The organism is Bacillus sp. FMQ74 (assembly GCF_001875785.1).
Lineage (GTDB): Bacteria > Bacillota > Bacilli > Bacillales > Bacillaceae > Bacillus > Bacillus stercoris.
On sequence record NZ_MOEO01000007.1, the window covers coordinates 111,048 to 136,272 of the forward strand.

The 25,225-nt window shown below is 42.7% G+C and carries 28 protein-coding genes, 7 tRNA genes and 1 pseudogene; 32 read left to right on the forward strand and 4 right to left on the reverse strand.

The window, feature by feature from the left end; all coding sequences use genetic code 11:
- Positions 1 to 36 precede the first annotated feature (36 nt).
- Entirely contained in the window at positions 37 to 909 is an 873-nt protein-coding gene (locus tag BLL41_RS14460; protein ID WP_071578394.1) for a cation diffusion facilitator family transporter, read from the forward strand.
- A gap of 14 nt (positions 910 to 923) precedes the next feature.
- Here BLL41_RS14460 and BLL41_RS14465 read toward each other — a convergent pair whose 3' ends face one another.
- The gene (locus BLL41_RS14465) at positions 924 to 1,244 is read right to left on the reverse strand and encodes a thioredoxin family protein (RefSeq protein ID WP_003234326.1); all 321 of its coding nucleotides are present in this window, start codon (positions 1,242 to 1,244) and stop codon (positions 924 to 926) included.
- Between the two features lie 153 nt (positions 1,245 to 1,397).
- Between BLL41_RS14465 and BLL41_RS14470 the strand changes: the two genes are divergently transcribed.
- The 5 genes from BLL41_RS14470 to BLL41_RS14495 all read left to right on the forward strand — a co-directional run bounded on the left by BLL41_RS14470 (position 1,398) and on the right by BLL41_RS14495 (position 7,936).
- Positions 1,398 to 2,483, forward strand: coding sequence for a D-alanine--D-alanine ligase (locus BLL41_RS14470; protein ID WP_071578395.1), 1,086 nt, complete (start codon positions 1,398 to 1,400; stop codon positions 2,481 to 2,483).
- A gap of 71 nt (positions 2,484 to 2,554) precedes the next feature.
- Positions 2,555 to 3,928, forward strand: a complete 1,374-nt coding sequence (locus BLL41_RS14475) for a UDP-N-acetylmuramoyl-tripeptide--D-alanyl-D-alanine ligase (RefSeq protein WP_071578496.1) — start codon at positions 2,555 to 2,557, stop codon at positions 3,926 to 3,928.
- A 400-nt stretch (positions 3,929 to 4,328) separates the two neighbouring features.
- On the forward strand, positions 4,329 to 5,813 hold the full coding sequence (gene cshA, locus BLL41_RS14485; RefSeq protein WP_003246685.1) for a degradosome RNA helicase CshA: 1,485 nt from the start codon (positions 4,329 to 4,331) through the stop codon (positions 5,811 to 5,813).
- A 172-nt stretch (positions 5,814 to 5,985) separates the two neighbouring features.
- Positions 5,986 to 6,465 carry a PH domain-containing protein gene (locus BLL41_RS14490; protein ID WP_014662848.1) on the forward strand — a complete coding sequence of 160 codons (480 nt, stop codon included), beginning with the start codon at positions 5,986 to 5,988 and terminating at the stop codon, positions 6,463 to 6,465.
- Positions 6,455 to 7,936: a PH domain-containing protein gene (locus BLL41_RS14495; protein WP_071578396.1), complete on the forward strand. Its 1,482-nt coding sequence runs from the start codon at positions 6,455 to 6,457 to the stop codon at positions 7,934 to 7,936. The genes BLL41_RS14490 and BLL41_RS14495 overlap by 11 nt, the downstream gene beginning before the upstream one ends.
- Here the strand turns inward: BLL41_RS14495 and BLL41_RS14500 are convergent.
- The gene (locus tag BLL41_RS14500) at positions 7,933 to 8,532 is read right to left on the reverse strand and encodes a rhomboid family intramembrane serine protease (RefSeq protein ID WP_040084115.1); all 600 of its coding nucleotides are present in this window, start codon (positions 8,530 to 8,532) and stop codon (positions 7,933 to 7,935) included. The genes BLL41_RS14495 and BLL41_RS14500 overlap by 4 nt on opposite strands.
- 94 nt (positions 8,533 to 8,626) lie before the next feature.
- Here BLL41_RS14500 and acpS point away from each other — a divergent pair, with 94 nt between their 5' ends.
- The 14 genes from acpS to BLL41_RS14570 all read left to right on the forward strand — a co-directional run bounded on the left by acpS (position 8,627) and on the right by BLL41_RS14570 (position 19,417).
- Positions 8,627 to 8,992, forward strand: a complete 366-nt coding sequence (acpS, locus tag BLL41_RS14505; protein ID WP_069839917.1) for a holo-ACP synthase — start codon at positions 8,627 to 8,629, stop codon at positions 8,990 to 8,992.
- 165 nt (positions 8,993 to 9,157) lie between these two features.
- Positions 9,158 to 10,174, forward strand: a complete 1,017-nt coding sequence (locus BLL41_RS14510) for a LolA family protein (protein ID WP_003234282.1) — start codon at positions 9,158 to 9,160, stop codon at positions 10,172 to 10,174.
- 114 nt (positions 10,175 to 10,288) lie between these two features.
- Positions 10,289 to 11,458 (forward strand): alanine racemase, encoded by a 1,170-nt coding sequence (alr, locus tag BLL41_RS14515; protein WP_071578397.1) that lies wholly within the window; start codon positions 10,289 to 10,291, stop codon positions 11,456 to 11,458.
- Positions 11,459 to 11,573: 115 nt separating this feature from the next.
- Positions 11,574 to 11,855 (forward strand): type II toxin-antitoxin system antitoxin EndoAI, encoded by a 282-nt coding sequence (gene endB / locus BLL41_RS14520; protein ID WP_003225183.1) that lies wholly within the window; start codon positions 11,574 to 11,576, stop codon positions 11,853 to 11,855.
- Positions 11,856 to 11,859: 4 nt separating this feature from the next.
- Positions 11,860 to 12,210: a type II toxin-antitoxin system endoribonuclease NdoA gene (gene ndoA / locus BLL41_RS14525; RefSeq protein ID WP_003156187.1), complete on the forward strand. Its 351-nt coding sequence runs from the start codon at positions 11,860 to 11,862 to the stop codon at positions 12,208 to 12,210.
- A 114-nt stretch (positions 12,211 to 12,324) separates the two neighbouring features.
- Complete coding sequence (rsbRA, locus tag BLL41_RS14530) at positions 12,325 to 13,149, forward strand: RsbT co-antagonist protein RsbRA (protein WP_083428023.1); 825 nt, start codon at positions 12,325 to 12,327, stop codon at positions 13,147 to 13,149.
- A gap of 4 nt (positions 13,150 to 13,153) precedes the next feature.
- The gene (gene rsbS, locus BLL41_RS14535; RefSeq protein WP_003225190.1) at positions 13,154 to 13,519 is read left to right on the forward strand and encodes an RsbT antagonist protein RsbS; all 366 of its coding nucleotides are present in this window, start codon (positions 13,154 to 13,156) and stop codon (positions 13,517 to 13,519) included.
- A 3-nt stretch (positions 13,520 to 13,522) separates the two neighbouring features.
- On the forward strand, positions 13,523 to 13,924 hold the full coding sequence (gene rsbT, locus BLL41_RS14540) for a serine/threonine-protein kinase RsbT (RefSeq protein ID WP_003225192.1): 402 nt from the start codon (positions 13,523 to 13,525) through the stop codon (positions 13,922 to 13,924).
- Between the two features lie 11 nt (positions 13,925 to 13,935).
- Positions 13,936 to 14,943, forward strand: a complete 1,008-nt coding sequence (gene rsbU, locus BLL41_RS14545) for a phosphoserine phosphatase RsbU (protein ID WP_071578398.1) — start codon at positions 13,936 to 13,938, stop codon at positions 14,941 to 14,943.
- A 62-nt stretch (positions 14,944 to 15,005) separates the two neighbouring features.
- Positions 15,006 to 15,335, forward strand: coding sequence for an anti-sigma factor antagonist RsbV (gene rsbV, locus BLL41_RS14550; protein ID WP_014662855.1), 330 nt, complete (start codon positions 15,006 to 15,008; stop codon positions 15,333 to 15,335).
- Entirely contained in the window at positions 15,332 to 15,814 is a 483-nt protein-coding gene (gene rsbW, locus BLL41_RS14555) for an anti-sigma B factor RsbW (protein ID WP_071578399.1), read from the forward strand. The genes rsbV and rsbW overlap by 4 nt, the downstream gene beginning before the upstream one ends.
- On the forward strand, positions 15,780 to 16,568 hold the full coding sequence (sigB, locus tag BLL41_RS14560; protein WP_071578400.1) for an RNA polymerase sigma factor SigB: 789 nt from the start codon (positions 15,780 to 15,782) through the stop codon (positions 16,566 to 16,568). Before rsbW ends, sigB begins: the two co-directional genes overlap by 35 nt.
- Positions 16,568 to 17,167 (forward strand): phosphoserine phosphatase RsbX, encoded by a 600-nt coding sequence (gene rsbX, locus BLL41_RS14565; RefSeq protein WP_040084112.1) that lies wholly within the window; start codon positions 16,568 to 16,570, stop codon positions 17,165 to 17,167. Before sigB ends, rsbX begins: the two co-directional genes overlap by 1 nt.
- 90 nt (positions 17,168 to 17,257) lie before the next feature.
- Complete coding sequence (locus BLL41_RS14570; protein WP_071578401.1) at positions 17,258 to 19,417, forward strand: Tex family protein; 2,160 nt, start codon at positions 17,258 to 17,260, stop codon at positions 19,415 to 19,417.
- 9 nt (positions 19,418 to 19,426) lie between these two features.
- Here BLL41_RS14570 and cmpA read toward each other — a convergent pair whose 3' ends face one another.
- A complete protein-coding gene (gene cmpA / locus BLL41_RS14575; RefSeq protein ID WP_003225207.1) occupies positions 19,427 to 19,540 on the reverse strand; it encodes a cortex morphogenetic protein CmpA in 114 nt (37 codons plus the stop codon).
- Between the two features lie 103 nt (positions 19,541 to 19,643).
- Here cmpA and BLL41_RS14580 point away from each other — a divergent pair, with 103 nt between their 5' ends.
- From BLL41_RS14580 to BLL41_RS22650, 9 genes and pseudogenes are all read left to right on the forward strand, one after another.
- Positions 19,644 to 20,096: a SprT family protein gene (locus tag BLL41_RS14580; RefSeq protein WP_071578402.1), complete on the forward strand. Its 453-nt coding sequence runs from the start codon at positions 19,644 to 19,646 to the stop codon at positions 20,094 to 20,096.
- A gap of 122 nt (positions 20,097 to 20,218) precedes the next feature.
- A tRNA-Asn gene (locus BLL41_RS14585) sits at positions 20,219 to 20,293 on the forward strand.
- A gap of 4 nt (positions 20,294 to 20,297) precedes the next feature.
- A tRNA-Ser gene (locus BLL41_RS14590) sits at positions 20,298 to 20,388 on the forward strand.
- 29 nt (positions 20,389 to 20,417) lie between these two features.
- Positions 20,418 to 20,489: transfer RNA gene (locus tag BLL41_RS14595), tRNA-Glu, on the forward strand.
- Positions 20,490 to 20,500: 11 nt separating this feature from the next.
- Positions 20,501 to 20,575: transfer RNA gene (locus BLL41_RS14600), tRNA-Gln, on the forward strand.
- 26 nt (positions 20,576 to 20,601) lie between these two features.
- Positions 20,602 to 20,677 (forward strand) — tRNA-Lys (locus BLL41_RS14605).
- An 11-nt stretch (positions 20,678 to 20,688) separates the two neighbouring features.
- A tRNA-Leu gene (locus BLL41_RS14610) sits at positions 20,689 to 20,771 on the forward strand.
- A 79-nt stretch (positions 20,772 to 20,850) separates the two neighbouring features.
- Positions 20,851 to 20,934, forward strand: a tRNA-Leu gene (locus tag BLL41_RS14615).
- A gap of 69 nt (positions 20,935 to 21,003) precedes the next feature.
- Positions 21,004 to 21,270 (forward strand): annotated as a pseudogene (locus BLL41_RS22650) (cystatin-like fold lipoprotein); the annotation flags it as partial.
- Between the two features lie 403 nt (positions 21,271 to 21,673).
- Here the strand turns inward: BLL41_RS22650 and BLL41_RS14625 are convergent.
- Positions 21,674 to 22,561, reverse strand: a complete 888-nt coding sequence (locus BLL41_RS14625; protein WP_071578404.1) for a LysR family transcriptional regulator — start codon at positions 22,559 to 22,561, stop codon at positions 21,674 to 21,676.
- 171 nt (positions 22,562 to 22,732) lie between these two features.
- On the opposite strand from BLL41_RS14625, the gene BLL41_RS14630 reads away from it, so the two are divergent.
- The 3 genes from BLL41_RS14630 to BLL41_RS22800 all read left to right on the forward strand — a co-directional run bounded on the left by BLL41_RS14630 (position 22,733) and on the right by BLL41_RS22800 (position 24,977).
- Positions 22,733 to 23,479 (forward strand): acetoacetate decarboxylase, encoded by a 747-nt coding sequence (locus tag BLL41_RS14630; protein WP_071578405.1) that lies wholly within the window; start codon positions 22,733 to 22,735, stop codon positions 23,477 to 23,479.
- Positions 23,480 to 23,492: 13 nt separating this feature from the next.
- A complete protein-coding gene (locus BLL41_RS14635; protein WP_071578406.1) occupies positions 23,493 to 24,533 on the forward strand; it encodes a ketopantoate reductase family protein in 1,041 nt (346 codons plus the stop codon).
- A 279-nt stretch (positions 24,534 to 24,812) separates the two neighbouring features.
- Complete coding sequence (locus BLL41_RS22800; protein ID WP_177230637.1) at positions 24,813 to 24,977, forward strand: hypothetical protein; 165 nt, start codon at positions 24,813 to 24,815, stop codon at positions 24,975 to 24,977.
- The last annotated feature ends 248 nt before the right edge of the window (positions 24,978 to 25,225 follow it).

A 25,225-nucleotide genomic window follows, 5' to 3' on the forward strand; every position in this document is an offset into this window, starting at 1 on the left:
AACCATACTATGTAATAGAATGGAGGCTGGTATTCAATGGAGCGGACAGAAAATCTGAAAAAGGGAGAAAAAGGGGCGCTCCTCAATATTTTTGCATATGTCATTCTTGCTGTTGTGAAGCTAGTCATTGGGATTCTATATCATTCTGAAGCGCTGAGAGCAGACGGGTTAAATAATGGAACAGATATTGTTGCGTCATTAGCAGTGTTCATAGGATTGCGGATTTCCCAAAGGCCGGCGGACAGCGATCATCCATACGGCCATTATCGGGCTGAAACAATTTCGTCTCTTATTGCGTCTTTTATTATGATGGCAGTCGGCATTGAAGTATTAATCGGCGGAGGAAAAGCGATTGCGGGCGGCACGACGGAAACGCCAAATCTTATCGCGGCATGGACGGCGTTAGGCAGTGCTGTGTTTATGTATGGCATCTATTTATATAACAAAAGGCTGGCAGCATCCATTAAAAGCTCTGCCCTGATGGCAGCGGCAAAAGACAGCAGATCAGACGCTTTTGTAAGTGCCGGCGCGTTTATCGGTGTTTTTTCGTCCCAGCTGCAGCTGCCGTGGATTGATCCGGTAACGGCTTTTATCATCGGCATCATCATTTGCAAAACGGCGTGGGATATCTTTAAAGACGCTTCACATTCTTTAACAGACGGCTTCCATTTAAAAGATCTTGAGCCCTACAAACAGACCGTCGGGAGGATCGAAAATGTGCATCGCTTAAAGGATGTGAAAGCGAGGTATTTAGGCAGCACAGTTCATATCGAGATGGTCATTACGGTTGATCCGAAGCTTACAGTAGAAGAAGGTCATGGAGTGGCTGATGAAGTAGAAGACAAAATAAAACATGAACACGATGTCACTCATGTTCATGTTCATGTAGAGCCCGACGACATAAAATAAGGCTGTTTAACGAATTAGCTTATATGTTCAGATAAAAATTCAGTCACTTCTTCAGGCGTTTTGGCATTGGCGCTGTGAAGGTGAGCTGTTTTTTCACCGTTTTTGAAAATAAGCAGGCTGGGAATGCCCATTACTTGGTATTTTTCAGCCAGGTCAGGAAGCTCGTCCTTATTCAGTTCATACCAATCGTTTTGGTTGTACTCTTCCAAAATATCGCCGATGAACATATTCATGCGTGTGCAGTCTGGGCACCAATCAGCATAAAACTTTACAATGATTTCTTTATCAGATTGAATCAGTTCATTAAATTGTTCGTTTGTCGTGATTTTTTTCATATGTCACATCTCCTTTTCAATGCCATTTTAATATAAAATAAAAAGGAATTACATACAAATGCATTCAACATCAGCATGCCCAAAAATAATTAGATCATTTTCCGGTGAAAGTGATAAGATAGTAAAGATGAATTGTAGTGGGGGGAGTATCCATTGAAAACAAGTCTAGGATTAGTGTACGGAGGAAAGTCGGCAGAACATAATGTTTCCCTGCAGACAGCTCTGGCTGTAATCAAAGCGCTAAATACTGAGAAGTTTGATATACATCCGATTTATATAACAGAAAAAGGCGAATGGGTAAGAGGCGCCCGTTTAACTGAGCCTGTTTCAAATGTGAAAATGCTTCAATTTGAGCAAGGAGGCAGTGCTTTTTCTCCAGCTGCCTTGAACCAGGAGATGTTTCCGCAGGAAGTGTCACAGCAAAATGAAGCCATCGACGTCGTATTCCCGCTCCTCCACGGACCGAACGGAGAAGACGGTACGATCCAGGGAATGCTTGAGCTGTTGAACATTCCTTATGTCGGCAACGGAGTGCTTGCTTCCTCAGCTGGCATGGATAAAGTTGTCATGAAACATTTATTTGCGCAGGCCGGCCTTGCTCAGGCTAAATACGCAGCTTTCCTTAAGAAAGACTGGACTCGTTCTCCGAAAGAAAGCTGTGAGCAGGTTGAAAAGGAATTAGGCTACCCTTGCTTCGTAAAACCGGCGAACCTCGGCTCAAGTGTCGGAATCAGCAAATGCCGAAACCGTGAAGAACTGCAAAAAGCGTTTGAGCTTGCTTTCCAATATGACCGCAAAGTCGTCGTTGAAGAAGGAATTAACGGCCGTGAGATCGAGATCGGCGTTCTTGGAAATGACGATCCTAAATGCTCTGTTGTGGGAGAAATCGCACCGAAGACAGATTTCTACGATTATAAAGCGAAATATGAGGATGGAGATACTGATCTGATGATTCCGGCGATTGTGACCGATGAGGAATACGCAACAATCAGTGAGATGGCGATCAAAGCGTTTAAAGCGATCGATGGTTCAGGACTCGTCAGAGCGGACTTTTTCCTGACAGCTGACGGCGAAGTTCTGATCAATGAAGTCAACACAATGCCTGGCTTTACACCATTCAGCATGTTCCCGCTGCTCTGGAAAGAAGCCGGAGTGGAATATGCTGACCTGATTGAACAGCTTGTGGAGCTTGCAAAAGAACGCCACGCTGAAAAACAATTGATTAAGCATACATTCTAATGAAGAAGGACACTGCCGGTAAAAGGGCAGTGTTTTTTCCCGTATATACAAAAGAAAGAGAGGGACCTTACTTGATTAAGCGAACAGTAAAAAACATTGCCGAAATGGTCAATGGCACACTGACAAATCCGAAATATGAACAAACAGTCATTCATGGAGTGGCAACTGATACAAGAAAACTGGAACAACATCAGCTTTTCATTCCGCTGAAAGGGGAACGTTTTGACGGCCACGCTTTTGTGGAGCAGGCTTTTGAAGCCGGTGTAGCGGCCGTTCTTTGGGATCGGTCAGAGCCAAATCCGCCCGAGAATCACGCCGTCATTTTAGTGGATGATACCCTTACCGCACTTCAGAAGCTTGCAAAAGCATATTTGCAGGAGCTTGGCACGCGTGTCATCGGAGTAACCGGAAGCAATGGCAAAACGACAACAAAAGATATGATTCACGCCGTACTGGGGACCCAGTACCGTGTCCACAAAACAGGAGGAAACTTCAATAATCATATCGGTTTGCCGTTGACGGTTTTAGCGATGCCTGAAAATACGGAGATCGCCGTATTGGAGATGGGAATGAGCGCCAAAGGAGAAATTGACCTCTTGAGCCGCCTGGCAAACCCGGATGCGGCAGTGATTACGAATATCGGCGAATCGCATATGCAAGACCTTGGCTCTAGAGAGGGCATCGCGGAGGCGAAGCTTGAAATCATTAACGGGCTTAAAGAAGACGGAGTGCTGATTTATATCGGGGACGAACCGCTTCTTCAAAATGCATACAGCTGCCAGACGAAAACGTACGGTACGGGAGCGCATAATGATTATCAGCTTCAGGATGTCAGCCAGAGCGAGGAAGGAACCCATTTTACAATCAAAGGGATAGAAAAAACGTTTTTTATTCCGATACTCGGCAAGCACAATGTGATGAACGCCATGGCTGCGATTGCTGCAGGGGCTTATTTTGGCATCACGCCTGAGGGTGCGGCAAAAGGACTGAGCGGCCTAAAGGTAACCGGGATGAGACTTGAACTCATCAAAACAGACAGTGGCCTTTCGATAATCAATGACGCTTATAATGCGAGCCCGACTTCCATGAAAGCTGCAATTCAATTGACAGAAAGCCTCGAAGGCTACGGCAAAAAAATGCTCGTGCTCGGTGATATGCTTGAACTCGGTGATCTTGAAGAAACGTTCCATAAAGAGTGCGGCGCTGTGATCAGCCCTGAGAAAATTGACCGCGTCTTTACGTACGGAAAACTGGGAGCTTTTATCGCGGAAGGCGCCCTGAAACACTTTGGGAAAGACCGCGTCAGCCACTACACTGAGAAAAAAGATCTCCTCCAAGCTGTGAAGGAAAACGCATCAAAAGGCGATTTGATTTTATTCAAAGCGTCCAGAGGTATGAAGCTTGAAGAAATCGTTAAAGATTTAATAGAGAGCCCGCTTTCCTAAGAAAATATTTTGCGAAAAAACGCATATTGCATCATAAAATAACATGATGTGCAAACACTAATGTATGCCGGCCGAAAATTATGTATATCTGGCCGGCTGCGGCTATGATACAATATATATAGGTTATTTCGCGATACGAACATATTCGTCCGGACTTTTCATCCGCTGACCGAAGTTCTCCGCCGGATTCTTGGGAGCGGATGGAAAAGCAGCCGGCATATTCGAGATGCTGATCTGCTTCTCATCTTATTGAAAAACAAATAGTGTAATGGTAAGATAAAACTTAAAGTAATTCGGGCTTTGTATACGGATGGATCCTGTCCTTTTTGTCTAAAGGGCAGTTTTATAAGTGGTAAATCACGACATTACTGAAACAGCAATTAGAAGGAGTTTGAATAATTTGACTATAACGTTTCAAGATTTTAATTTAAGTTCTGATCTCATGAAAGCAATTAATCGTATGGGATTTGAAGAAGCAACACCGATTCAGGCACAAACAATACCGCTCGGACTTTCAAATAAAGACGTCATTGGACAAGCGCAAACAGGTACAGGTAAAACAGCTGCGTTTGGTATACCCCTTGTTGAAAAAATTAACCCCGAGTCTCCTAATATTCAAGCAATCGTAATCGCGCCAACCCGTGAATTAGCCATTCAAGTATCTGAAGAATTATATAAAATCGGACAAGATAAACGTGCGAAGGTTCTTCCTATTTACGGCGGACAGGATATTGGACGACAAATCCGGGCGTTAAAGAAGAATCCGAATATTATTGTCGGAACACCTGGCCGTCTTCTTGACCACATCAACCGCCGCACAATTCGTTTAAACAATGTAAATACTGTTGTAATGGATGAAGCGGATGAAATGCTGAACATGGGATTCATTGACGATATTGAATCTATCCTTTCAAACGTGCCGAGCGAGCATCAGACACTTCTGTTCTCTGCCACGATGCCTGCGCCGATCAAACGCATCGCAGAGCGCTTTATGACTGAGCCGGAACATGTAAAAGTAAAAGCGAAAGAAATGACGGTTTCTAACATTCAGCAGTTCTATTTGGAAGTGCAAGAACGCAAAAAATTCGATACACTGACTCGCCTTCTTGACATTCAGTCTCCTGAGCTTGCGATCGTATTCGGACGTACAAAACGCCGTGTCGATGAGCTGGCTGAAGCCCTGAACCTTCGCGGGTATGCAGCTGAAGGAATTCACGGTGACTTAACGCAGGCGAAACGTATGGTTGCGCTTCGTAAATTCAAAGAAGGCGCAATCGAAGTTCTTGTCGCAACTGATGTTGCCGCTCGCGGACTTGATATTTCAGGCGTAACACACGTGTACAACTTTGACGTGCCTCAAGATCCTGAAAGCTACGTTCACCGTATCGGAAGAACGGGCCGTGCAGGAAAAACAGGTATGGCAATGACGTTTATTACACCGCGTGAAAAAAGCATGCTTCGCGCAATTGAACAAACAACAAAACGCAAAATGGACCGCATGAAGGAGCCTACACTTGATGAAGCGTTAGAAGGCCAGCAGCAGGTTACTGTTGAACGTCTTCGCACGACAATCAGTGAAAACAACCTGAACTTCTACATGACAGCGGCAGCTGAGCTGCTTGAAGATCATGATGCAGTAACTGTGGTTGCGGCGGCTATCAAAATGGCTACAAAAGAGCCAGACGACACACCGGTTCGCTTAACAGACGAAGCGCCGATGGTCAGCAAACGCTACAAGAACCAGCGCTCTTCTAAACGCAGAGACGGTCAAGGCGGCGGCTACCGCGGAGGAAAAGGGAAAAGCAACAACCGTTCTTCCTACGACAAAAAGCGTTCAAACGATCGCCGTTCTTCAGGTGACAGACGCCAGAAAAAATCTTACTAATTTGATCGATTCAGAGCCCAAAACATGATGTTTTGGGCTTTTTTATGTTCGCGATTTGTTATTCAGCAAACTTTCAGCTGACGGAAGCTATTTTTCTCTGTATGCTTAAGAATGAAACCTTTCTGTAAAAGAGACGTATAAATAACGACGAAAAAAAGGGAGGTAGGTATTTTTGAGAGAGCAGCCAAAAAATCAAATCAGTCCAGACGGATTAAAGGTTTGGCGACTTCAAGAGATCATCATATCCGCTGTTTGCTTGCTTATTGTCATAGCAGTTGCAGTGTTAAGCTATTATTTTCATTGGCCGTACTGGATCAGCGGCGTGCTCGGCGCGGTTTGGCTGCTGGGATCGATTGTGACGGTCTTTCTTATTCCGAAGGTCCGTCATAAGGTGTGGCGATATGAAGTCCATGAGCATGAAATAGATATTCAGTCAGGTATTTTTGTGGTGACACGTGTGATTGTCCCGATGGTCAGGGTTCAGCACGTTGATACGTCGCAAGGGCCATTATTGAAAAAATACAATCTGGCAACGGTGAAAATTTCCACGGCTGCGACCGTTCATTCGATCCCCGCTTTAGAGATGGAGGAAGCGGACCGGCTGAGAGACTCCATTTCCCGTCTGGCAAGGGTGACTGACGATGATGTCTGAACCGAAACGCCTGCACCCGGCAGCAGTCATTTTGAATTTATGCCATACCATTATTCAAACAATAAAAAATATCATTCTGCCATTCTTTTTTGTGTATATCGTCAATTCAAACCATACTGTCCGTTTTTACGGAGCCATTGCGCTCGGTGTGCTGTTCATCTGGCTTGTAGCGGCAAGCATCATCAAATGGAGAAGGTTTACCTATCGAATTGAAGATGATGAATTTAGAATCGAAGAAGGCTTATTTGTTACGAAAAAGCGATACATATCGATTGATCGGATTCAAACGATGAATACGAGCGCGGGCCTTGTCCAGCAAATCTTTAAGCTTGTGAAGCTGCAAATTGAAACAGCAGGCGGAGGCAAGGAGGCAGAAGCCGTCCTTTCTGCTATTTCTGTTGAAGAAGCCGAACGCATCAAAGAAGCTGTCTTTAAGAAAAAAGCGCAAAAACGAGAAAATGAACTTGATGAAGAACAGCTTGAAGCTGAAGAGGAGTTGGGGCCGGCCGTTGAGGTGCAAGAGCACTATCGCATGAACGCGAAAGAATTGCTCATGGCCGCTTCTACCTCCGGCGGAATCGGAGTCATTATCTCCGCTGTATTTGCGCTGATTTCCCAGCTTGATGAAGTGTTGCCGATGGATTGGTTATTCGATAAGTTTTCATTCCTTCAGCACGCCAGCATCGGTATTTACGCGGTACTCATTTTTATCGGTTTATTTATCGCCTGGATTTTCAGCATTGCGGGCATGATGTTTAGATACGCGAACTTTCAAATCATAAAAAAAGAGCAGGAACTGGTGATTTCAAGAGGAATTATTGAAAAACATCAAGTCACGATACCGCTGCGAAAAATACAAGCCATTAAAATAAAAGAAAATATCATCCGCCAGCTTTTCGGCTTTGTAACGGTGTCCATCGTCAGTGCGGGCGGCGGCGACCGGGAAAAAGAAGAAGGCGCTTTGACCATTCTCTTTCCAATGATTCATAAAAAAAAGCTTCCGTACATGCTCCGAACATTTACGCCGGAATACACGCTGGAAGAAAACTGCCGCCGCCTGCCGCGGCGCGCGTTGAAACGCTATTTGTTCCGTTCTGTCATTTTTTCACTCTTTTTGATCATCCCATTATGTATCTTCTTTCAGCCATGGGGCTATCTGTCGGTCATCCTGCTGCCGATTGAATTGCTTTTCGGTTATCTCGCGTATAAAGACGCTGCGTGGACAATCAACGGAAACCGTCTGCAGCTGACGTCAAGATTTATAGGCAGAACAACTGCCATTGTACTGAAAAAACGAATGCAGGTTTGCAAGTTCAGCCAATCCTATTTCCAAAAGAAAGGCCGCCTGTATACCATTTCTACTTCAGTGAAATCATCGAGCCACATGGAAGAATTAACGGTGAGGGATGTAGGTGAAGAGGATGCAGCCTTCATTTTAAACTGGTACTCATATGAAAAAGCGGACGGTTAATACCGCCGCTCTTTTTTTTGCACACACAAAAACGAAAGAAGAAACCCGCCGCATAGTCCAAACAGATGAGCCATCATGTTAATATTGGAGTTGATAAACGACATGAGAACGGCAAATGCAAGCAGTGTGATGATCATTTTGGAATGCTCCTGCCCAATTAGCTCGTTCCGAAAAAGAACCATAAACAGGTACACGCCGAATAGCCCGAAAATGGCGCCTGAAGCCCCGACATGCACGTAATCAAGCGGCTCAGTAACATACGTGCCGATATTGCCGATGATGCCGGAGCCGGCGTACACAAGAAGGAAACGCGCTTTTCCCAACATGCGTTCCAAAGCCGGGGCAAATAAAAAGATGGACATGGAATTAAACAGCAGATGTGTGAACCCGGCGTGCAGCAAAATCGGTGTGATCAGTCGCCACCATTCACCGTTAGCGACACCTAGATTATAGCCTGCGACAGTATCCCTCCATAAAACGACTGAATGGACAGGAAGTGAAAAAAACAGCCAGAGAACAGCTTGCAAAGCCAATATAAAGGTGACAACGGGATAAAGCCTGATAAACGTTTGAAAATTTTCAGTCCGTATAAACATTCCGAGCCCCTTTTCTTCATTTTGGTATATCTATAGTAACACGTTTATGAGACAAACCATTTAAATAGTACGTACGCAAAGGAGGTTATCATACATGATTTACGGCATTGGACTGGATATTACCGAGCTTAAACGGATCGCCTCTATGGCTGGACGCCAGAAAAGGTTTGCCGAGCGGATTTTGACGCGAAGCGAGCTTGACCAATACCGTGAGCTTTCAGAGAAAAGAAAAATCGAATTTCTCGCAGGCAGATTCGCGGCAAAAGAAGCGTTCTCGAAAGCATTTGGCACCGGTATAGGGAGGCAGCTCAGCTTTCAGGACATTGAAATTAGGAAAGACCAAAATGGCAAGCCCTACATCATTTGTACCAAACTGAGCCAGGCCGCCGTTCACGTATCAATCACTCACACAAAAGAATACGCTGCCGCGCAGGTTGTGATTGAAAGGTTGTCAAGCTAGTCTGCATATTAGGGAAACCCCACTCATATATTTGATAGTGCATTAAGGGAGACAAGTTGTTTGAGGCTTTTATGGTACGCATCTGTTCTGCCTAAACGTGTACCGAGCGTACCGTTAAAGTCAAACAAGCGATTTCTTCCTTTTACATCAATTGAGAAAAAGGGGTTGAAAAAGGTGAGAAAAAGCTTTGTTTTGCTTTTAACGGGACTGCTTGCTGTTCTTATTCTTTCTGCCTGCGGGCAAAAAACACAGCAAGATATTGTGGCCGGGTTAGATGAAAAGGCGAAAGAATACACCTCGTACAAAGCAAAAGCGAAAATGACCATCGAGACAGGGAGTGAGCCTCAAGTATACAATGTGGAAATCTGGCACAAAAAGCCGTCTCTGTACAGGGTTTATTTAGAAAATCCGAAAAAGGACCAAAACCAAGTCATTTTACGAAATGAAAACGGAGTATTTGTTCTCACGCCGTCTTTAAATAAGAGCTTCAGATTTCAAAGCGACTGGCCGAACAACAGCAGTCAGGTCTATCTGTTTGAATCGCTCGTAAAGGATGTTCAAAACGATTCGGATGCAGTTTTCACAGCGAAAGAAAAGAAATACGTATTTGAAACAAAAACAAACTATCAGCATAACAAAATGCTGCCGACGCAAGAAATCACATTTAACAAAAAGGATATGAGCCCGTCATCTGTCAAAGTGATGGATACTGACCGGAAAGTGATGGTCAAAGTAGAATTCAGCAGCTTTGAATTTAATAAACAATTTGATAAAGAATCATTTGACGAAAAGAAAAATATGACCCTTTCTCAAATGGATGTTGCCACAAGCGCGAAGCCTTCCGATACATTTGCGGTCAAAACGCCGCTGGAACTGCCGCTTGGCGTAAAGCTGCTTGAAGAAAAAGATATATCTACTGAAGACGGGAAGCGCATCATCATGACGTACGGAGGAGAAAAATCATTTACGTTAATTCAGGAAAAAGCCCAGATTGCCAAGGCCTCCTCCTCCGTTACGCTGAACGGCGAACCGGTAAATCTCGGCTACACCATCGGCGCTTTGTCGGATGCATCATTATCATGGACATATGACGGTGTTGATTACCTTCTCTCTTCTAAAGATCTTTCTAAAGAGGAAATGGTAACAGTAGCGAAAAGCATGCAGGGACAATCATCGAAATAACCGCCAAAGGCCAAACATGATTTGGCCTTTTTTTCGTTAGACATCGTTTCCCTTTGGCCTTTAATTTTAGTATGATATGTAAATGATATTGAATAAAAGCTAGGAAGTGTCGTAATGAGCACAAAACCTTTTTACAGGGATACGTGGGCGGAAATTGACTTGTCCGCGATAAAGGAAAATGTCAGTAATATGAAAGAACATATCGGTGAACATGTCCAGCTAATGGCAGTTGTGAAAGCAAACGCCTACGGGCATGGTGATGCAGAAACAGCGAAGGCTGCTCTTGACGCAGGTGCTTCATGCTTGGCCGTAGCCATTTTGGATGAAGCGATTTCACTGCGTAAAAAGGGCTTGAAGGCGCCTATATTGGTGCTTGGCGCGGTTCCCCCGGAGTATGTGGCAATCGCTGCTGAGTATGACGTGACCTTAACAGGTTATTCTGTTGAATGGCTTCAGGAGGCAGCCCGCCACACGAAAAAAGGTTCTCTTCATTTTCATCTGAAGGTCGATACGGGGATGAACAGGCTTGGTGTAAAAACAGAGGAAGAAGTTCAGAACGTGATGGCCATTCTTGACCGCAACCCCCGTTTAAAGTGCAAAGGGGTATTTACCCATTTTGCGACAGCGGATGAAAAAGAAAGAGGCTATTTCTTAATGCAGTTTGAGCGCTTTAAAGAGCTGATTGCTCCGCTGCCGTTAAAGAATTTGATGGTCCACTGTGCGAACAGCGCCGCCGGACTTCGGCTGAAAAAAGGCTTTTTTAATGCAGTCAGATTCGGCATTGGCATGTATGGCCTTCGCCCGTCTGCTGACATTTCGGACGAGATGCCGTTTCAGCTGCGTCCGGCATTCACCCTGCATTCGACGCTGTCGCATGTCAAACTGATCAGAAAAGGCGAGAGCGTCAGCTACGGAGCCGAGTACACAGCAGAAAAAGACACATGGATCGGGACGGTGCCTGTAGGCTATGCGGACGGCTGGCTCCGAAAATTGAAGGGTACCGACATCCTTGTGAAGGGAAAACGCCTAAAAATTGCCGGCCGAATTTGCATGGACCAATTTATGGTGGAGCTGGATCAGGAATATCCGCCGGGCACAAAAGTCACATTAATAGGCCCGCAGGGAGATGAATATATTTCCATGGATGAGATTGCAGGGAGGCTCGAAACCATTAACTATGAAGTGGCCTGTACAATAAGTTCCCGCGTTCCCCGTATGTTTTTGGAAAATGGGAGTATAATGGAAGTAAGAAATCCTTTGTTGCAGGTCAATACAAGCAATTAGTTTACTTAAATGGCGAATTTATAAAACAGCTTTGCTTGAAGAGTGAATAATGGTATCATTATCACTGGATGGATAAAAGAGTCGTATCCGTAAGTTTGGTGGAGGTGTATGTTTTTTGTCTGAATCCAGCGCAAGAACCGAAATGAAAATCAGCTTGCCCGAAAACCTAGTAGCTGAATTGGATGGTGTAGCGATGCGGGAGAAACGAAGCAGAAACGAACTGATATCACAAGCAGTGAGAGCGTATGTCAGCGAACGAACAACTCGTCACAACCGTGATTTGATGAGACGCGGCTATATGGAAATGGCGAAAATCAACCTGAATATTTCTTCTGAGGCTCACTTTGCGGAGTGCGAGGCTGAAACGACAGTTGAGCGCTTAGTCAGCGGAGGATAATCATTTGATTGTGAAACGCGGCGATGTTTATTTTGCTGATTTATCTCCTGTTGTTGGCTCAGAGCAAGGCGGGGTGCGCCCGGTTTTAGTGATCCAAAATGACATCGGAAATCGCTTCAGCCCAACTGCTATTGTTGCAGCCATAACAGCACAAATACAGAAAGCGAAATTACCAACCCACGTCGAAATCGATGCAAAACGCTACGGTTTTGAAAGAGATTCCGTTATTTTGCTGGAGCAAATTCGGACGATTGACAAGCAAAGGTTAACGGATAAGATTACTCATCTGGATGATGAAATGATGGATAAGGTTGATGAAGCCTTACAAATCAGTTTGGCACTCATTGATTTTTAGACATATTTGCAGGTTGCTCACACAGAGCAACTTTTTTTGTTTTCAAAAAACATAAACGATATAATAGTTAAATAACGAAAAAATATGTTGTTTTTTATTGGGAGGTAAGCGAATTTGATGTCGAACCAGACTGTATACCAGTTCATTGCCGAAAATCAAAATGAACTGCTCCAACTGTGGACTGACACACTAAAAGAATTAAGCGAGCAAGAATCCTACCAGCTGACTGACCAAGTGTATGAAAATATATCTAAAGAGTATATCGACATTCTGCTGCTGTCTGTTAAGGACGAAAACGCTGCTGAAAGTCAAATCAGTGAACTGGCGCTTCGAGCGGTCCAAATCGGGCTTTCTTTGAAGTTTTTGGCTAATGCGCTTGCTGAATTCTGGAAGCGTCTCTACACAAAAATGAATGATAAGAGATTGCCAGATCAAGAGAGCACGGAATTAATCTGGCAGATTGACCGCTTTTTCAGCCCGATTAACACAGAAATTTTTAATCAATACTCAATCTCATGGGAAAAAACAGTATCCCTGCAAAAAATCGCGCTGCAGGAGCTGTCTGCGCCGCTTATCCCGGTGTTTGAAAATATCACGGTGATGCCGCTAGTCGGAACAATTGATACCGAACGCGCGAAACGCATTATGGAAAATCTTCTTAATGGCGTTGTCAAACACCGTTCCCAAGTCGTGCTGATTGACATTACAGGTGTCCCTGTCGTCGATACGATGGTTGCCCATCATATTATTCAGGCATCAGAAGCGGTAAGGCTTGTCGGAGCGAATTGCCTGCTGGCCGGAATCCGTCCGGAAATTGCTCAAACCATCGTCAACCTGGGGATAGATTTATCCCAAGTTATAACTAAGAATACCCTGCAAAAAGGAATTCAAACAGCATTGGAAATGACGGATCGAAAAATCGTTTCATTGGGGGAATAACATTTTGAGACATCCGAAAATCCCGATCTTGAAACTGTATAATTGCTTATTAGTGTCCATTCAATGGGAACTTGATGACCAGACAGCATTAACCTTTCAAGAAGACTTATTAAATAAAATATACGAAACAGGTGCTAACGGAGTCGTCATTGACCTGACATCTGTGGATATGATTGATTCATTTATCGCGAAAGTGCTGGGCGACGTTATTACAATGTCTAAGTTAATGGGGGCAAAAGTTGTCTTGACCGGCATTCAGCCCGCTGTGGCAGTGACGCTGATTGAACTTGGAATCGCACTTGAGGAAATCGAAACTGCGCTCGACTTAGAGCAGGGGCTTGAGACATTGAAGCGGGAATTGGGGGAATAGCGAATGAACGACCAATCCTGTGTAAAAATCATGACAGAATGGGATATTGTGGCCGCCAGACAGCTGGGACGAAACGTTGCGAAAGAACTGGGTTTCGGCACTGTAGACCAGGCTAGAATTACAACGGCTATTTCAGAATTAGCCAGGAATATTTATTTATATGCCGGCAAAGGGCAGATTGGAATTGAACAGGTCGCAGACAGAGGAAAAAAGGGCCTGAAAATCATAGCGGAAGACCAAGGGCCGGGAATTCCTGATATCCGAAAAGTTATGGAAGACGGGTTTTCAACGTCTGGAGGACTTGGTGCGGGACTTCCCGGGGTCAAAAGGCTGATGGATGAATTCAGCTTAAATTCCGTAGCGGGGGAAGGAACAGAGATACAAGCCATCAAATGGCTTCGGTAGGAGGTAAGAACGTGGATTTTAGGGAGGTTATTGAGCAGCGGTATCATCAGCTGCTTAGTCGATATATAACCGAATTAACAGAAACATCTTTATATCAAGCCCAAAAATTCAGCCGAAAAACAATCGAGCACCAAATTCCTCCGGAAGAAATCATCAGCATTCACAGAAAAGTGCTGAAGGAGCTGTATCCAAGTCTCCCGGAAGATGTGTTTCATTCGCTGGATTTTTTAATAGAAGTCATGATTGGTTATGGAATGGCTTATCAGGAGCATCAAACCCTTAGAGGGATACAGCAGGAAATTAAATCAGAAATTGAAATCGCAGCTAATGTCCAGCAGACACTGCTCGGAACAAAAATTCCTCAGGAGGAATCGCTGGATATCGGCGCCATCAGTGTGCCTGCCAAACAGATGAGCGGTGACTACTACCACTTCGTCAAAGACAAGAAATCCATTAATATTGCAATCGCGGACGTGATCGGAAAAGGCATTCCAGCGGCTCTTTGTATGTCCATGATTAAATACGCAATGGACTCTTTGCCGGAAACGGGCATACACCCTTCTCAGGTGCTGAAAAATTTAAATCGTGTTGTTGAACAAAACGTTGACGCTAGTATGTTTATTACGATGTTTTATGCCAATTACAATATGGACAAGCATCAATTTACATATGCTTCGGCGGGACATGAACCGGGATTCTATTATTCTCAAAAAGACAACGCATTCTATGATTTAGAGGCTAAAGGACTCGTTCTCGGCATCTCGCAGGATTATGACTACAGACAATTCGATCAGCATCTGGAAAAGGGCGATATGATCGTTTTATTTTCCGACGGCGTCACAGAATGCAGAACAGAAAACGGTTTCTTGGAGCGTTCTGATTTGCAGAAGCTCATTGAGGAACATATGTGTTCCTCCGCGCAGGAAATGGTCAACAACATTTATGACAGCCTCCTCAAATTACAGGACTTTCAGCTTCATGATGATTTTACGTTAATTGTTTTGCGGAGAAAGGTTTAGCGTCTGTCAGACGAGGGTATAAAGCAACTAGTGATTTGAAGGAAAAATTTGAGGTGATACGAATGAATATAAATGTTGATGTGAAGCAAAACGAGAATGATATACAAGTAAACATTGCAGGAGAAATTGATGTATACTCTGCGCCAGTGCTCAGAGAGAAGCTTGTTCCTCTGGCAGAACAAGGCGCGGACTTAAGAATTTGCCTGAAAGATGTCAGCTACATGGACAGTACCGGATTGGGCGTTTTTGTAGGGATCTTTAAAACAGTGAAAAAACAAGGCGGTTCGCTGAAACTTGAAAATCTTTCTGACCGGCTGATCCGCCTGTTTGACATTACAGGCCTGAAGGACATCATTGATATTTCTGCAAAGTCAGAAGGTGGAGTGCAATGAAGAAGAACGCTGATTACATCGAAATGAAAGTGCCGGCCCAGCCTGAATACGTGGGAATTATCAGACTGACGCTGTCAGGCGTCGCAAGCAGAATGGGCTATACGTATGATGAAATTGAAGATTTGAAGATCGCAGTCAGTGAAGCGTGCACAAATGCGGTTCAGCATGCTTACAAAGAAGATAAAAATGGGGAAGTGTCAATACGATTCGGTGTGTTTGAAGACCGTTTAGAGGTTATTGTGGCGGATGAAGGAGATAGCTTTGACTTTGATCAAAAGCAGCAGGATCTAGGGCCGTACACACCTTCGCACACAGTTGATCAATTATCAGAAGGAGGGCTCGGTCTATATTTAATGGAAACGCTCATGGATGAAGTCAGAGTGCAAAACCACTCCGGCGTCACTGTAGCGATGACAAAGTATTTAAATGGGGAGCGAGTTGATCATGACACAACCATCAAAAACTACGAAACTAACTAAAGATGAAGTCGATCGGCTCATAAGCGATTACCAAACAAAGCAAGATGAACAGGCGCAGGAAACGCTTGTGCGGGTGTATACAAATTTGGTTGACATGCTTGCGAAAAAATATTCAAAAGGAAAAAGCTTCCACGAGGATCTCCGCCAGGTCGGCATGATCGGGCTGCTCGGCGCGATTAAGCGATACGATCCTGTTGTCGGGAAATCGTTTGAAGCTTTTGCAATTCCGACAATCATCGGTGAAATTAAACGTTTCCTCAGAGATAAAACATGGAGCGTTCATGTGCCGAGACGGATTAAAGAACTGGGGCCAAGAATCAAAATGGCGGTTGATCAGCTGACGACTGAAACACAAAGATCGCCGAAAGTCGAAGAGATTGCCGAATTCCTCGATGTTTCAGAAGAAGAGGTTCTTGAAACGATGGAAATGGGCAAAAGCTATCAAGCCTTATCCGTTGACCACAGCATTGAAGCGGATTCGGACGGTAGCACCGTCACGATCCTTGATATCGTCGGATCACAGGAGGATGGATATGAGCGGGTCAACCAGCAATTGATGCTGCAAAGCGTGTTTCATGTCCTTTCAGACCGTGAAAAACAAATCATAGACCTTACGTATATTCAAAACAAAAGCCAAAAAGAAACTGGGGACATTCTCGGTATATCTCAAATGCACGTCTCGCGTCTGCAGCGCAAAGCTGTGAAGAAGCTCAGAGAGGCCCTGATTGAAGACCCCTCGATGGAGTTAATGTAATGATCCAGGTTGAAGAAAACGAGCATATTCAAACTCTAGTATATCAACTGAATAAAGAAGGAAAATCGATTTGCGGCGACAGCTTTTTTATGAAAGCTGATGATAAGGAATTAATTTGTGCGGTTGCTGACGGGCTTGGAAGCGGATCGCTTGCAAATGAATCCTCTGCAGCTATCAAAGACTTAGTGGAAAACTATGCGAATGAAGACGTACAAAGCATTATCGAACGCTGTAATCAGGCGATGAAAAACAAAAGAGGCGCTACAGCATCTATCCTGAAAATCAATTTTGAACAAAGGCAGTTTACGTACTGCTCTGTCGGCAATGTACGGTTTATTCTGCATTCCCCGTCTGGTGAAAGCTTTTATCCTCTGCCGATTTCGGGCTATTTATCAGGCAAGCCGCAAAAATACAAAACGCACACCGCCACCTATGAAAAGGGTTCAAAGTTCATTATACATACAGATGGACTCAACGTACCTGATATCCGCTCCCATTTGAAAAAGGGCCAATCGGTAGAAGACATATCGAATTCGCTGAAAATGTATACGACATCGAGAAAAGATGATCTGACCTATATTCTTGGACATCTGTCCTAAGAAGCCGAAATACCGGCTTCTTTTTTTATGTGTTTTTTTCGGTTTTTGATACACTAGAGAAAGAACGACAAAATTGGAGGCTTTGGTTACATGGAAACGTCAGCCCTTTTAAAACAGCAAATTGCGAAAGAAATAGGTTTATCACAAAAACATGTTGAAAGTGTCATCCGCCTGCTTGAGGACGGCAATACAGTCCCGTTTATTGCCCGGTATCGAAAAGAACAGACGGGTTCAATGGATGAGGTTCAGATTCAAACGATTTCTGAACGCTGGCAATACATACAAAACCTGAATCAGCGAAAAGAAGAAGTCATCAGGCTGATTGCAGAGCAGGATAAACTGACAGATGATCTAAAACGTAAAATCGAGCAATCGGTAAAGCTTCAGGAAGTGGAAGACCTTTACCGCCCTTATAAACAAAAGCGCAAAACGAAGGCGACAGTCGCTAAAAGCAAAGGCCTGGAGCCGCTTGCCGACTATATCCTGACACTCCCCCAAGATGATCGTCTGACAGAAAAAGCAGACCAATACATCAGCGAAGAAAAAGAAGTGTTTACACGAGAAGAAGCGATTGAAGGTGCCAAGCACATTATTGCGGAACAAATCTCAGACGAGCCGACTTTCAGAAAGTGGATTCGCCAGGAAACCTTCAAAAAAGGAACCATTAAATCTGTTGCCGGAAAGTCGGCAGACACGGACGAAAAAAATGTGTATGAAATGTATTATGAATATGAAGAGCCAATCGCAAAAGTCGTTCCGCATAGGGTGCTGGCAATGAACCGCGGCGAAAAAGAAGATATTTTAAAGGTATCGATCGAACCGCCTGCGGATCACATTAAAGCGTATTTAGAAAAACAAATCATCAAAAATCGCTCAACATCCGTAAAAGAGATTTTGCAGGAGACAATTGAGGACAGCTATAAAAGACTGATCCAGCCGGCAATCGAGCGTGAAATCAGGAAAGAGCTCTCAGAAAAAGCCGATGAACAGGCGATTCATATTTTCTCGGAAAACTTGAGAAAGCTTCTACTTCAGCCGCCAATGAAAGGCAAAACCGTTCTCGGTGTTGACCCAGCCTTTCGAACCGGATGTAAGCTCGCTGTGTCAGATGAGACCGGAAAAGTCTTGAAAATTGATGTGATCTATCCGCATGCGCCAGTCAACAAAACAAAAGAAGCCCATGAAAAAGTGAAAAAGATTCTTGAGCAGTATCAAGTCGAGATGGTGGCGATCGGAAACGGCACAGCATCCAGAGAAACAGAACAATTCATCGTCAATGTACTGAAAGACATGCCGCGCAAAATTTATTATGTGATCGTCAATGAAGCGGGAGCAAGCGTATATTCGGCTTCTGAGCTCGCCCGAGAAGAATTCCCTGACCTAAAGGTTGAAGAGCGCAGTGCCGTATCAATTGCGCGAAGACTTCAAGACCCGCTCGCGGAGCTCGTTAAGATCGATCCGAAGTCTGTGGGGGTCGGACAGTATCAGCATGACGTCAGCCAAAAGCGCTTAAATGAATCTCTGCGGTTTGTCGTCGAAACGGTCGTAAACCAGGTTGGAGTAAACGTCAACACAGCATCCGCCGCGCTGCTTCAGTATGTAGCGGGATTATCGAAGTCTGTCGCAGGCAACGTTGTCAAAAAACGCGAGGAAATCGGAAAGTTTTCAAATCGAAAAGAACTGAAGGACATCCCAAGGCTCGGTGCAAAAACTTACGAGCAATGTATCGGTTTCTTAAGAGTGCAGGAAGGGACAGAGCCTTTGGATAGAACAGGCATCCACCCGGAAAGCTATAAAGAAACAAAAGCGCTATTGAAAAAACTCGGGCTTTCAACAGAGCATATCGGCACGGCGGAATTGAAAGATAAAATCAATCAGCTGGCACTTTCTGAAACGGCAAAAGAGCTGGGAATCGGCGAAATCACTCTGAAAGACATTTGTGAACAGCTGACAAGGCCGGAACGCGATCCGCGCGACGAGGTGCCAAAGCCTTTGCTGAAAACAGACGTCCTTCAGCTGGAAGATTTGAAAGAGGGAATGGAACTGCAGGGCACCGTGCGCAATGTAGTGGACTTTGGAGCGTTTGTTGATATCGGAGTCAAACAAGATGGGCTTGTGCATATCTCAAAACTCAGCAATCAATTCGTCAAGCATCCTCTTGATGTCGTCTCTGTCGGCGATATCGTGACAGTTTGGGTTGACGGCGTAGATGTACAAAAAGGCAGAGTATCGCTGTCTATGGTAAAATAAAAGCACTGCTTACGAGCAGTGTTTTTTCCTATAGAAATACCAGCATTGATTCAGCAGTTTAATTTGGTAATTATCTTTTTCAAGGAATGCTTTTTGCATCTGTTTTTTAAGCCAATTTGGCATAGGCTCATTCCTCCTCAGCTTTTCTCATAAGAGGGACGGTGATTACCATATTGTATGCAAACGGTGAATTGTCCCGTTCAATGTTTTTTAAGTGAGGTGCACTATGGATAATATAGAGCTTCAAAAGCTGACAGAGGATATTTCTGAAACGTATTTTAAAAAGCCGTTCCGCCACCAGGCGCTTTTTAATGACAGGCTTAAAACCACTGGCGGCAGGTACCTGTTAACCTCCCATAACATTGAATTGAACAGAAAATATTTGATTGAACACGGCAGGGAGGAGCTGATCGGCATCATCAAGCATGAGCTCTGCCATTATCATCTTCACCTTGAAGGAAAAGGGTACAAACACAGAGACAGAGATTTTAGAATGCTTTTGCAGCAAGTCAACGCGCCGAGGTTCTGTACACCCCTTAAGAAAAAAGCGGAAAACAAAAAAAATTATATGTATATCTGTACGGCCTGCGGCCAACAGTATATAAAGAAGCGGGCTATGAACCCTGACAGATACAGATGCGGAAAATGCCGCGGGAAAATAAAAAGAATTTTTTCGTGAAAAAGGTTGACGATTATGGCAAGCCTATGTTACATTATAAAAGTCGTTACGAGAGATAAATTAAAACATTTACCTCTTGACACTGTAAATCAAGGCTGATATAATAAGTCTTGTCTCATTATTCCACAGTAGCTCAGTGGTAGAGCTATCGGCTGTTAACCGATCGGTCGCAGGTTCGAATCCTGCCTGTGGAGCCATATTGGAGAAGTACTCAAGTGGCTGAAGAGGCGCCCCTGCTAAGGGTGTAGGTCGCGTAAGCGGCGCGAGGGTTCAAATCCCTCCTTCTCCGCCATAAGATTTCGATATAAGTTCTCAACCATCGGCCCGTTGGTCAAGCGGTTAAGACACCGCCCTTTCACGGCGGTAACACGGGTTCGAATCCCGTACGGGTCATTCCATTTCGTTGGGCTATAGCCAAGCGGTAAGGCAACGGACTTTGACTCCGTCATGCGTTGGTTCGAATCCAGCTAGCCCAGCCATTTTTATTTTTGAAATCAAATAGTAAGAGCCATTAGCTCAGTTGGTAGAGCATCTGACTTTTAATCAGAGGGTCGAAGGTTCGAGTCCTTCATGGCTCACCATTGTGTCTTATGCGGGTGTGGCGGAATTGGCAGACGCGCTAGACTTAGGATCTAGTGTCTTTACGGCGTGGGGGTTCGAGTCCCTTCACCCGCACTTTATTTACAAAGTGCACGCAAATTGGTTTTACTAGGTTAAGAGCCTAATAAACCAGCACAAACAATTAAATGATCACGCGGTCGTGGCGGAATGGCAGACGCGCTAGGTTGAGGGCCTAGTGGGTGAATAACCCGTGGAGGTTCAAGTCCTCTCGGCCGCATCAATGATACCAAGGGTAGTTGACCTTTGGTATTTTTTTGTGCTTATTTTTAAATTGTCTAGATGATGTAATCAATATAAAGAAAAACAAGCTGACAGTGACCCCATATATAAACGAGACAATGCAATTGTTAGAGTTTATGTCGGAGGCAAATATATTCAATTTGTGTTTTATCCTCTGAACTGACATCGTATCCTATTTAATGAGAAAGTCGGCGAAAAGTATCGAGAGATGGATGGTATGCCAATGAACGATGAAAATGATCGACTCGGCTTATCAAGGAAAACACCAGACTATGGAGAAGCAAAAGGTAAAGAAACTAAGTTAGAGGAGTAAACCATGTGTTTACTCCTCTTTTTTAAGTTATTATCTATATTTATAAGTGATAAAAAGCTGAATTATAAGTGTTTAATCATTGTTTACATAGAAACAAAGAAAAGCAGCAATTGGGTTGATAATAAGTGGGATTTGCCCTACCTCTTTTTTTCAGCTTGGTGGCTGTTAGGTAAGTTACTGTCGTACTCATTATTCAAACCAATGCTATAAAACCTTACATTAATTAGTACACCAAGTTTATGATGGATGTAGATTGTGAAGAAATGTTCTTAAACTAAAGAGGCAGTTGAGTTTAAGTGAATAATTTCGCAAATAACACTCTTCGGTTTAATAAGCTTTTGTATGAGAAGGCTTATGGTGAAATTAAACTAAAGATCAAAATTTTTTAGAAATATGAAAACCTTTAATAAACCTTGAACATTTCATAGTTTTCTTTATAGTACGAAATAATGAAGTCACGAAAATTTCTTACTGAAGAGGATAACGTTTTATGTCTTATCCAAGATAAGCATACTGGATATGTAGCTGAGTCATCAGCAACTTTAATATAATTCAACCCCAATGTTCTACAAACTGAAATAGGAAGTAAAGCTACACCCTGATCAAGCTTTATAATTTCGGCCAGTAAATTAGAATCTACCTCAAATGCAATATTTGGGATGAAGCCAGCTTTCTCACAAAGCAAAGTTGTAAAATCGCTATACTCCACATTATTAGCTAGAGTAATAAATGGTTCATCGGCAACATGACTTAACGAGATTTTGGTGTTACCCGTTAACCTGTGGTTCGAGGGTAACACCAAAACAATATCTTCATTTACCAGAACACAACTCTCTATTTCCTCATCTTGAATAGGATGGCCTGCTATTCCTAAATCAATGTCCCCCTTTTTTAAACTTGTGAATATTTCGCTTTTAATCCCTATTGCTTGGATAATTTTTGATTCAGGAAAGTGGTTAATATAGTCACTGATAAGTCCTGTAAGGAATCTTGGATTGGTAATTGATATTCTTATGGTGCTAGCAATTAGCTGTTCCTCCGAATGAATTTCCAGTTGTGCATTTTCAATTTCAGTAAAAATCCTGTTTACGTGTCTCAAAAGAATTTTTCCTGACGAACTCAATTGAATATTTCTCCCTTTCCTCTCAAATAGGGTTGTTCCCAATTCATTCTCAAGTCTTTTAATAGTAAGGCTTAAAGAGGGCTGTGCAATATTCAATTGTTTGGCTGCTTTAGAAATGTGTTCAGTATAGGCAACTGTCTGAAAGTATTTTAGCTGAAGCAATTCCATCTTTATACCCCACTTATTTATTAAAGTAAATATATATATATACATTATTATGTATTAGATTAAATGTAAATATAGATGTAAGATAATCACGTAAGATATACGAAAAAAGACTAACAAATAGGAAAAATGAATATTACAGAACTTCAAGTGATAAAAGGTGGGTATTATTCCATGAAAATCGATGTAAGTAACATAACGAAAAATTTCAATACACCATTAACAGCACCTGCATACCCCGTTCCAAACTATAAGTTTGTTAACCGTGAATATCTTAATATTATTTACCGAACTGATGAAAAAGCTTTACGAGCAGCAGTGCCAGAACCCCTTGAAATCGGTGATCCTTTGGTCAAATTCGAAGTGATGTGGATGCCCGATGTTTCCGGATTAGGTGCTTATACTGAGGCTGGACAAGTAATTCCTGTCCGATTTAATGGTGAGGATGGAGATTATGTGCATTCGATGTACGTGGACAACTTTCCAGCGATTGCAAGTGGTCGAGAGCTTACTGCATATCCAAAGAAGTTAGGTGCACCCAAGCTTTATGTAGATTCAGATACTCTAGTTGGCACGCTTGATTACGGTTCACTTCGTATAGCAACTGCTACCATGGGATATAAACATTTTGAGATGGATAAGGAAATAGCTAAAAGTGAAATTTGTCGACCTAATTTTATGGTTAAGATTGCTACGGATTACAATGGGGATTTAAAGATTTGCGATTTGGTACGAACACAAATAACTAATATAGAGGTTAAAGGGGCTTGGGCTGGACCTGCTCGACTTCAATTATTTGAACATGCTCTGGCACCTCTTGCAGATTTGCCTGTATTAGAAGTCGTTTCAGCATCTCATATTCTTACGGATTTAACCTTAAATGCAGCACAACCTGTTTATAACTACTTAGAGGAAAAATAAGGGGGATTTTCAAATGAGAATTGCAGTTTTAGGAGCAGGTTCATTAGGAACCATAGTTGGGGCATATCTGGCTACTGGAGGTATGGATGTTGAGTTGATTGATGCATACCAAGAACATGTAGATACTTTAAATCAAGTCGGAGCTAAAGTAATTGGTACAACGGAATTCCAGGCACAGGTGAAAGCCATTACTCCTGAAAACAAGTCAGGAAAGTATGATTTAGTCTTACTATTAACAAAACAATTATATAACGACTCCGTTCTTAAAGAGTTGCTTCCATTTTTAAGGGATGATAGTGTTGTATGTTCCTTACAAAACGGTATACCTGAAAAGAAAGTTGCTTCAATTGTTGGTGATGAACGTGTTATTGCAGGTTCAGTTGAATTTGGTGCTACATTTATTGAACCAGGCGTATCTAGCCTTACAACCGAGTATACTCAATTTAAAGAGTACGCTTTTCAAATTGGAGAATTAAACGGTGAAACAACGGAAAGAATCCAGCATATTAAATCGGTTTTAGACCTTGTGGGTGGAACACACATTTCCGATAACTTAGTTGGAACGAAGTGGTCAAAATTACTTATTAATAATGCATTCAGTGGTTTATCGGCAGCATTAAACGGAGAATATGGAAACATTCTTGACAATGAAATTGGCATTGTTAGTGCAGTTCATATCGCAGATGAGACGATCAAGGTTGGACACGCAAATGGTGTCCAATTTGCTAAAATGGGTGGACTTGATTTAGAATCTTTGGAATTAAGAAGCGAAAATGATATTCCTGAACGTATCCAAACATTTAGGGTAGCCATGGAACCATCCAGGCTTCTAAGAGCAAGTATGCTTCAAGATCTTGAGAAAAAACGTAAAACTGAAATTGATTATATTAATGGAGTTGTTCCAAAAATGGCAGAGGGTACTGGCATTTCAACACCCTTTAACGATTTGGTTGTAGCACAAGTCAAATTTGCCGAAGAATCTCAAACTGTGCCTAATTTTGATACAAATATAAAAGCATTTGAAAAGTTATTAAGTATTCAACATGAAATGTGATATATGAATAAAAGATGCCAAATCATTAGGTTACTCGTTAAAGGAAATTAGAGAAATCATGGAAAAGTGAAGAAACGAAATGGTTTCTCATACTTTAAGAGGCATTGTAAATATTAAACATGAAGAGATTGAAAAAGAAGTTAAAAGCTTTCGTTTAATTCAAGACCTTCTATCCAACTTGTTAAAGACTTCTGATAAAGAAATACATGGATATCCCAAATCATTTCGTGTTATGAAACAGAATGAACAATAAAAATGTTTAAACGGGAGAAATAAAACATGAGTGTAGAGATTTATAAAGGAGAACGTTCTGCAGATAGTATTCAACTTGAAAAATTGTTAGCTTCCGAAGGTAATAAAAAGAGTTTTTCTAGTATTGAAAACACTAAACGCTTCCTTGAGCAAAGGGGAACTGAAAATACTAGACGAAGAAGCCAAAGGTAAAGAAACAAAGTGAGAGGGGTAAACCATATGTTTGCTCCTCTTTTTTTATGTCTATAAAATGATGTCCTGTGAATTCAATTCGGTTTTAACAATTTAGTCAGTTTAACTTTATTTTTTTGATTATAAAAGATAGGTCATACCTATCATTTCTATATAAATAATTGAATTGTATTATAAGTTAAGCTGACCTATACTTTTATTGGAAATTGACTTTCTGAGAAGGTATAAGACAATTGTTAAATGCTAAT

Excerpts from the sequence above, each read along its gene's own strand:
- alr (WP_071578397.1), top strand. The coding sequence starts at position 10,289 with ATGAGCACAAAACCTTTTTACAGGGATACGTGGGCGGAAATTGACTTG.
- BLL41_RS14460 (WP_071578394.1), top strand. The coding sequence starts at position 37 with ATGGAGCGGACAGAAAATCTGAAAAAGGGAGAAAAAGGGGCGCTCCTC.
- BLL41_RS14630 (WP_071578405.1), top strand. The coding sequence starts at position 22,733 with ATGAAAATCGATGTAAGTAACATAACGAAAAATTTCAATACACCATTA.
- BLL41_RS14495 (WP_071578396.1), top strand. The coding sequence starts at position 6,455 with ATGATGTCTGAACCGAAACGCCTGCACCCGGCAGCAGTCATTTTGAAT.
- BLL41_RS14625 (WP_071578404.1), bottom strand. The coding sequence starts at position 22,561 with ATGGAATTGCTTCAGCTAAAATACTTTCAGACAGTTGCCTATACTGAA.
- BLL41_RS14580 (WP_071578402.1), top strand. The coding sequence starts at position 19,644 with ATGGATAATATAGAGCTTCAAAAGCTGACAGAGGATATTTCTGAAACG.
- BLL41_RS14465 (WP_003234326.1), bottom strand. The coding sequence starts at position 1,244 with ATGAAAAAAATCACGACAAACGAACAATTTAATGAACTGATTCAATCT.
- sigB (WP_071578400.1), top strand. The coding sequence starts at position 15,780 with ATGACACAACCATCAAAAACTACGAAACTAACTAAAGATGAAGTCGAT.
- BLL41_RS14570 (WP_071578401.1), top strand. The coding sequence starts at position 17,258 with ATGGAAACGTCAGCCCTTTTAAAACAGCAAATTGCGAAAGAAATAGGT.
- rsbW (WP_071578399.1), top strand. The coding sequence starts at position 15,332 with ATGAAGAAGAACGCTGATTACATCGAAATGAAAGTGCCGGCCCAGCCT.
- acpS (WP_069839917.1), top strand. The coding sequence starts at position 8,627 with ATGATTTACGGCATTGGACTGGATATTACCGAGCTTAAACGGATCGCC.
- rsbV (WP_014662855.1), top strand. The coding sequence starts at position 15,006 with ATGAATATAAATGTTGATGTGAAGCAAAACGAGAATGATATACAAGTA.
- rsbT (WP_003225192.1), top strand. The coding sequence starts at position 13,523 with ATGAACGACCAATCCTGTGTAAAAATCATGACAGAATGGGATATTGTG.
- rsbX (WP_040084112.1), top strand. The coding sequence starts at position 16,568 with ATGATCCAGGTTGAAGAAAACGAGCATATTCAAACTCTAGTATATCAA.
- cmpA (WP_003225207.1), bottom strand. The coding sequence starts at position 19,540 with ATGCCAAATTGGCTTAAAAAACAGATGCAAAAAGCATTCCTTGAAAAA.
- BLL41_RS22800 (WP_177230637.1), top strand. The coding sequence starts at position 24,813 with ATGAGTGTAGAGATTTATAAAGGAGAACGTTCTGCAGATAGTATTCAA.
- BLL41_RS14635 (WP_071578406.1), top strand. The coding sequence starts at position 23,493 with ATGAGAATTGCAGTTTTAGGAGCAGGTTCATTAGGAACCATAGTTGGG.
- BLL41_RS14500 (WP_040084115.1), bottom strand. The coding sequence starts at position 8,532 with ATGTTTATACGGACTGAAAATTTTCAAACGTTTATCAGGCTTTATCCC.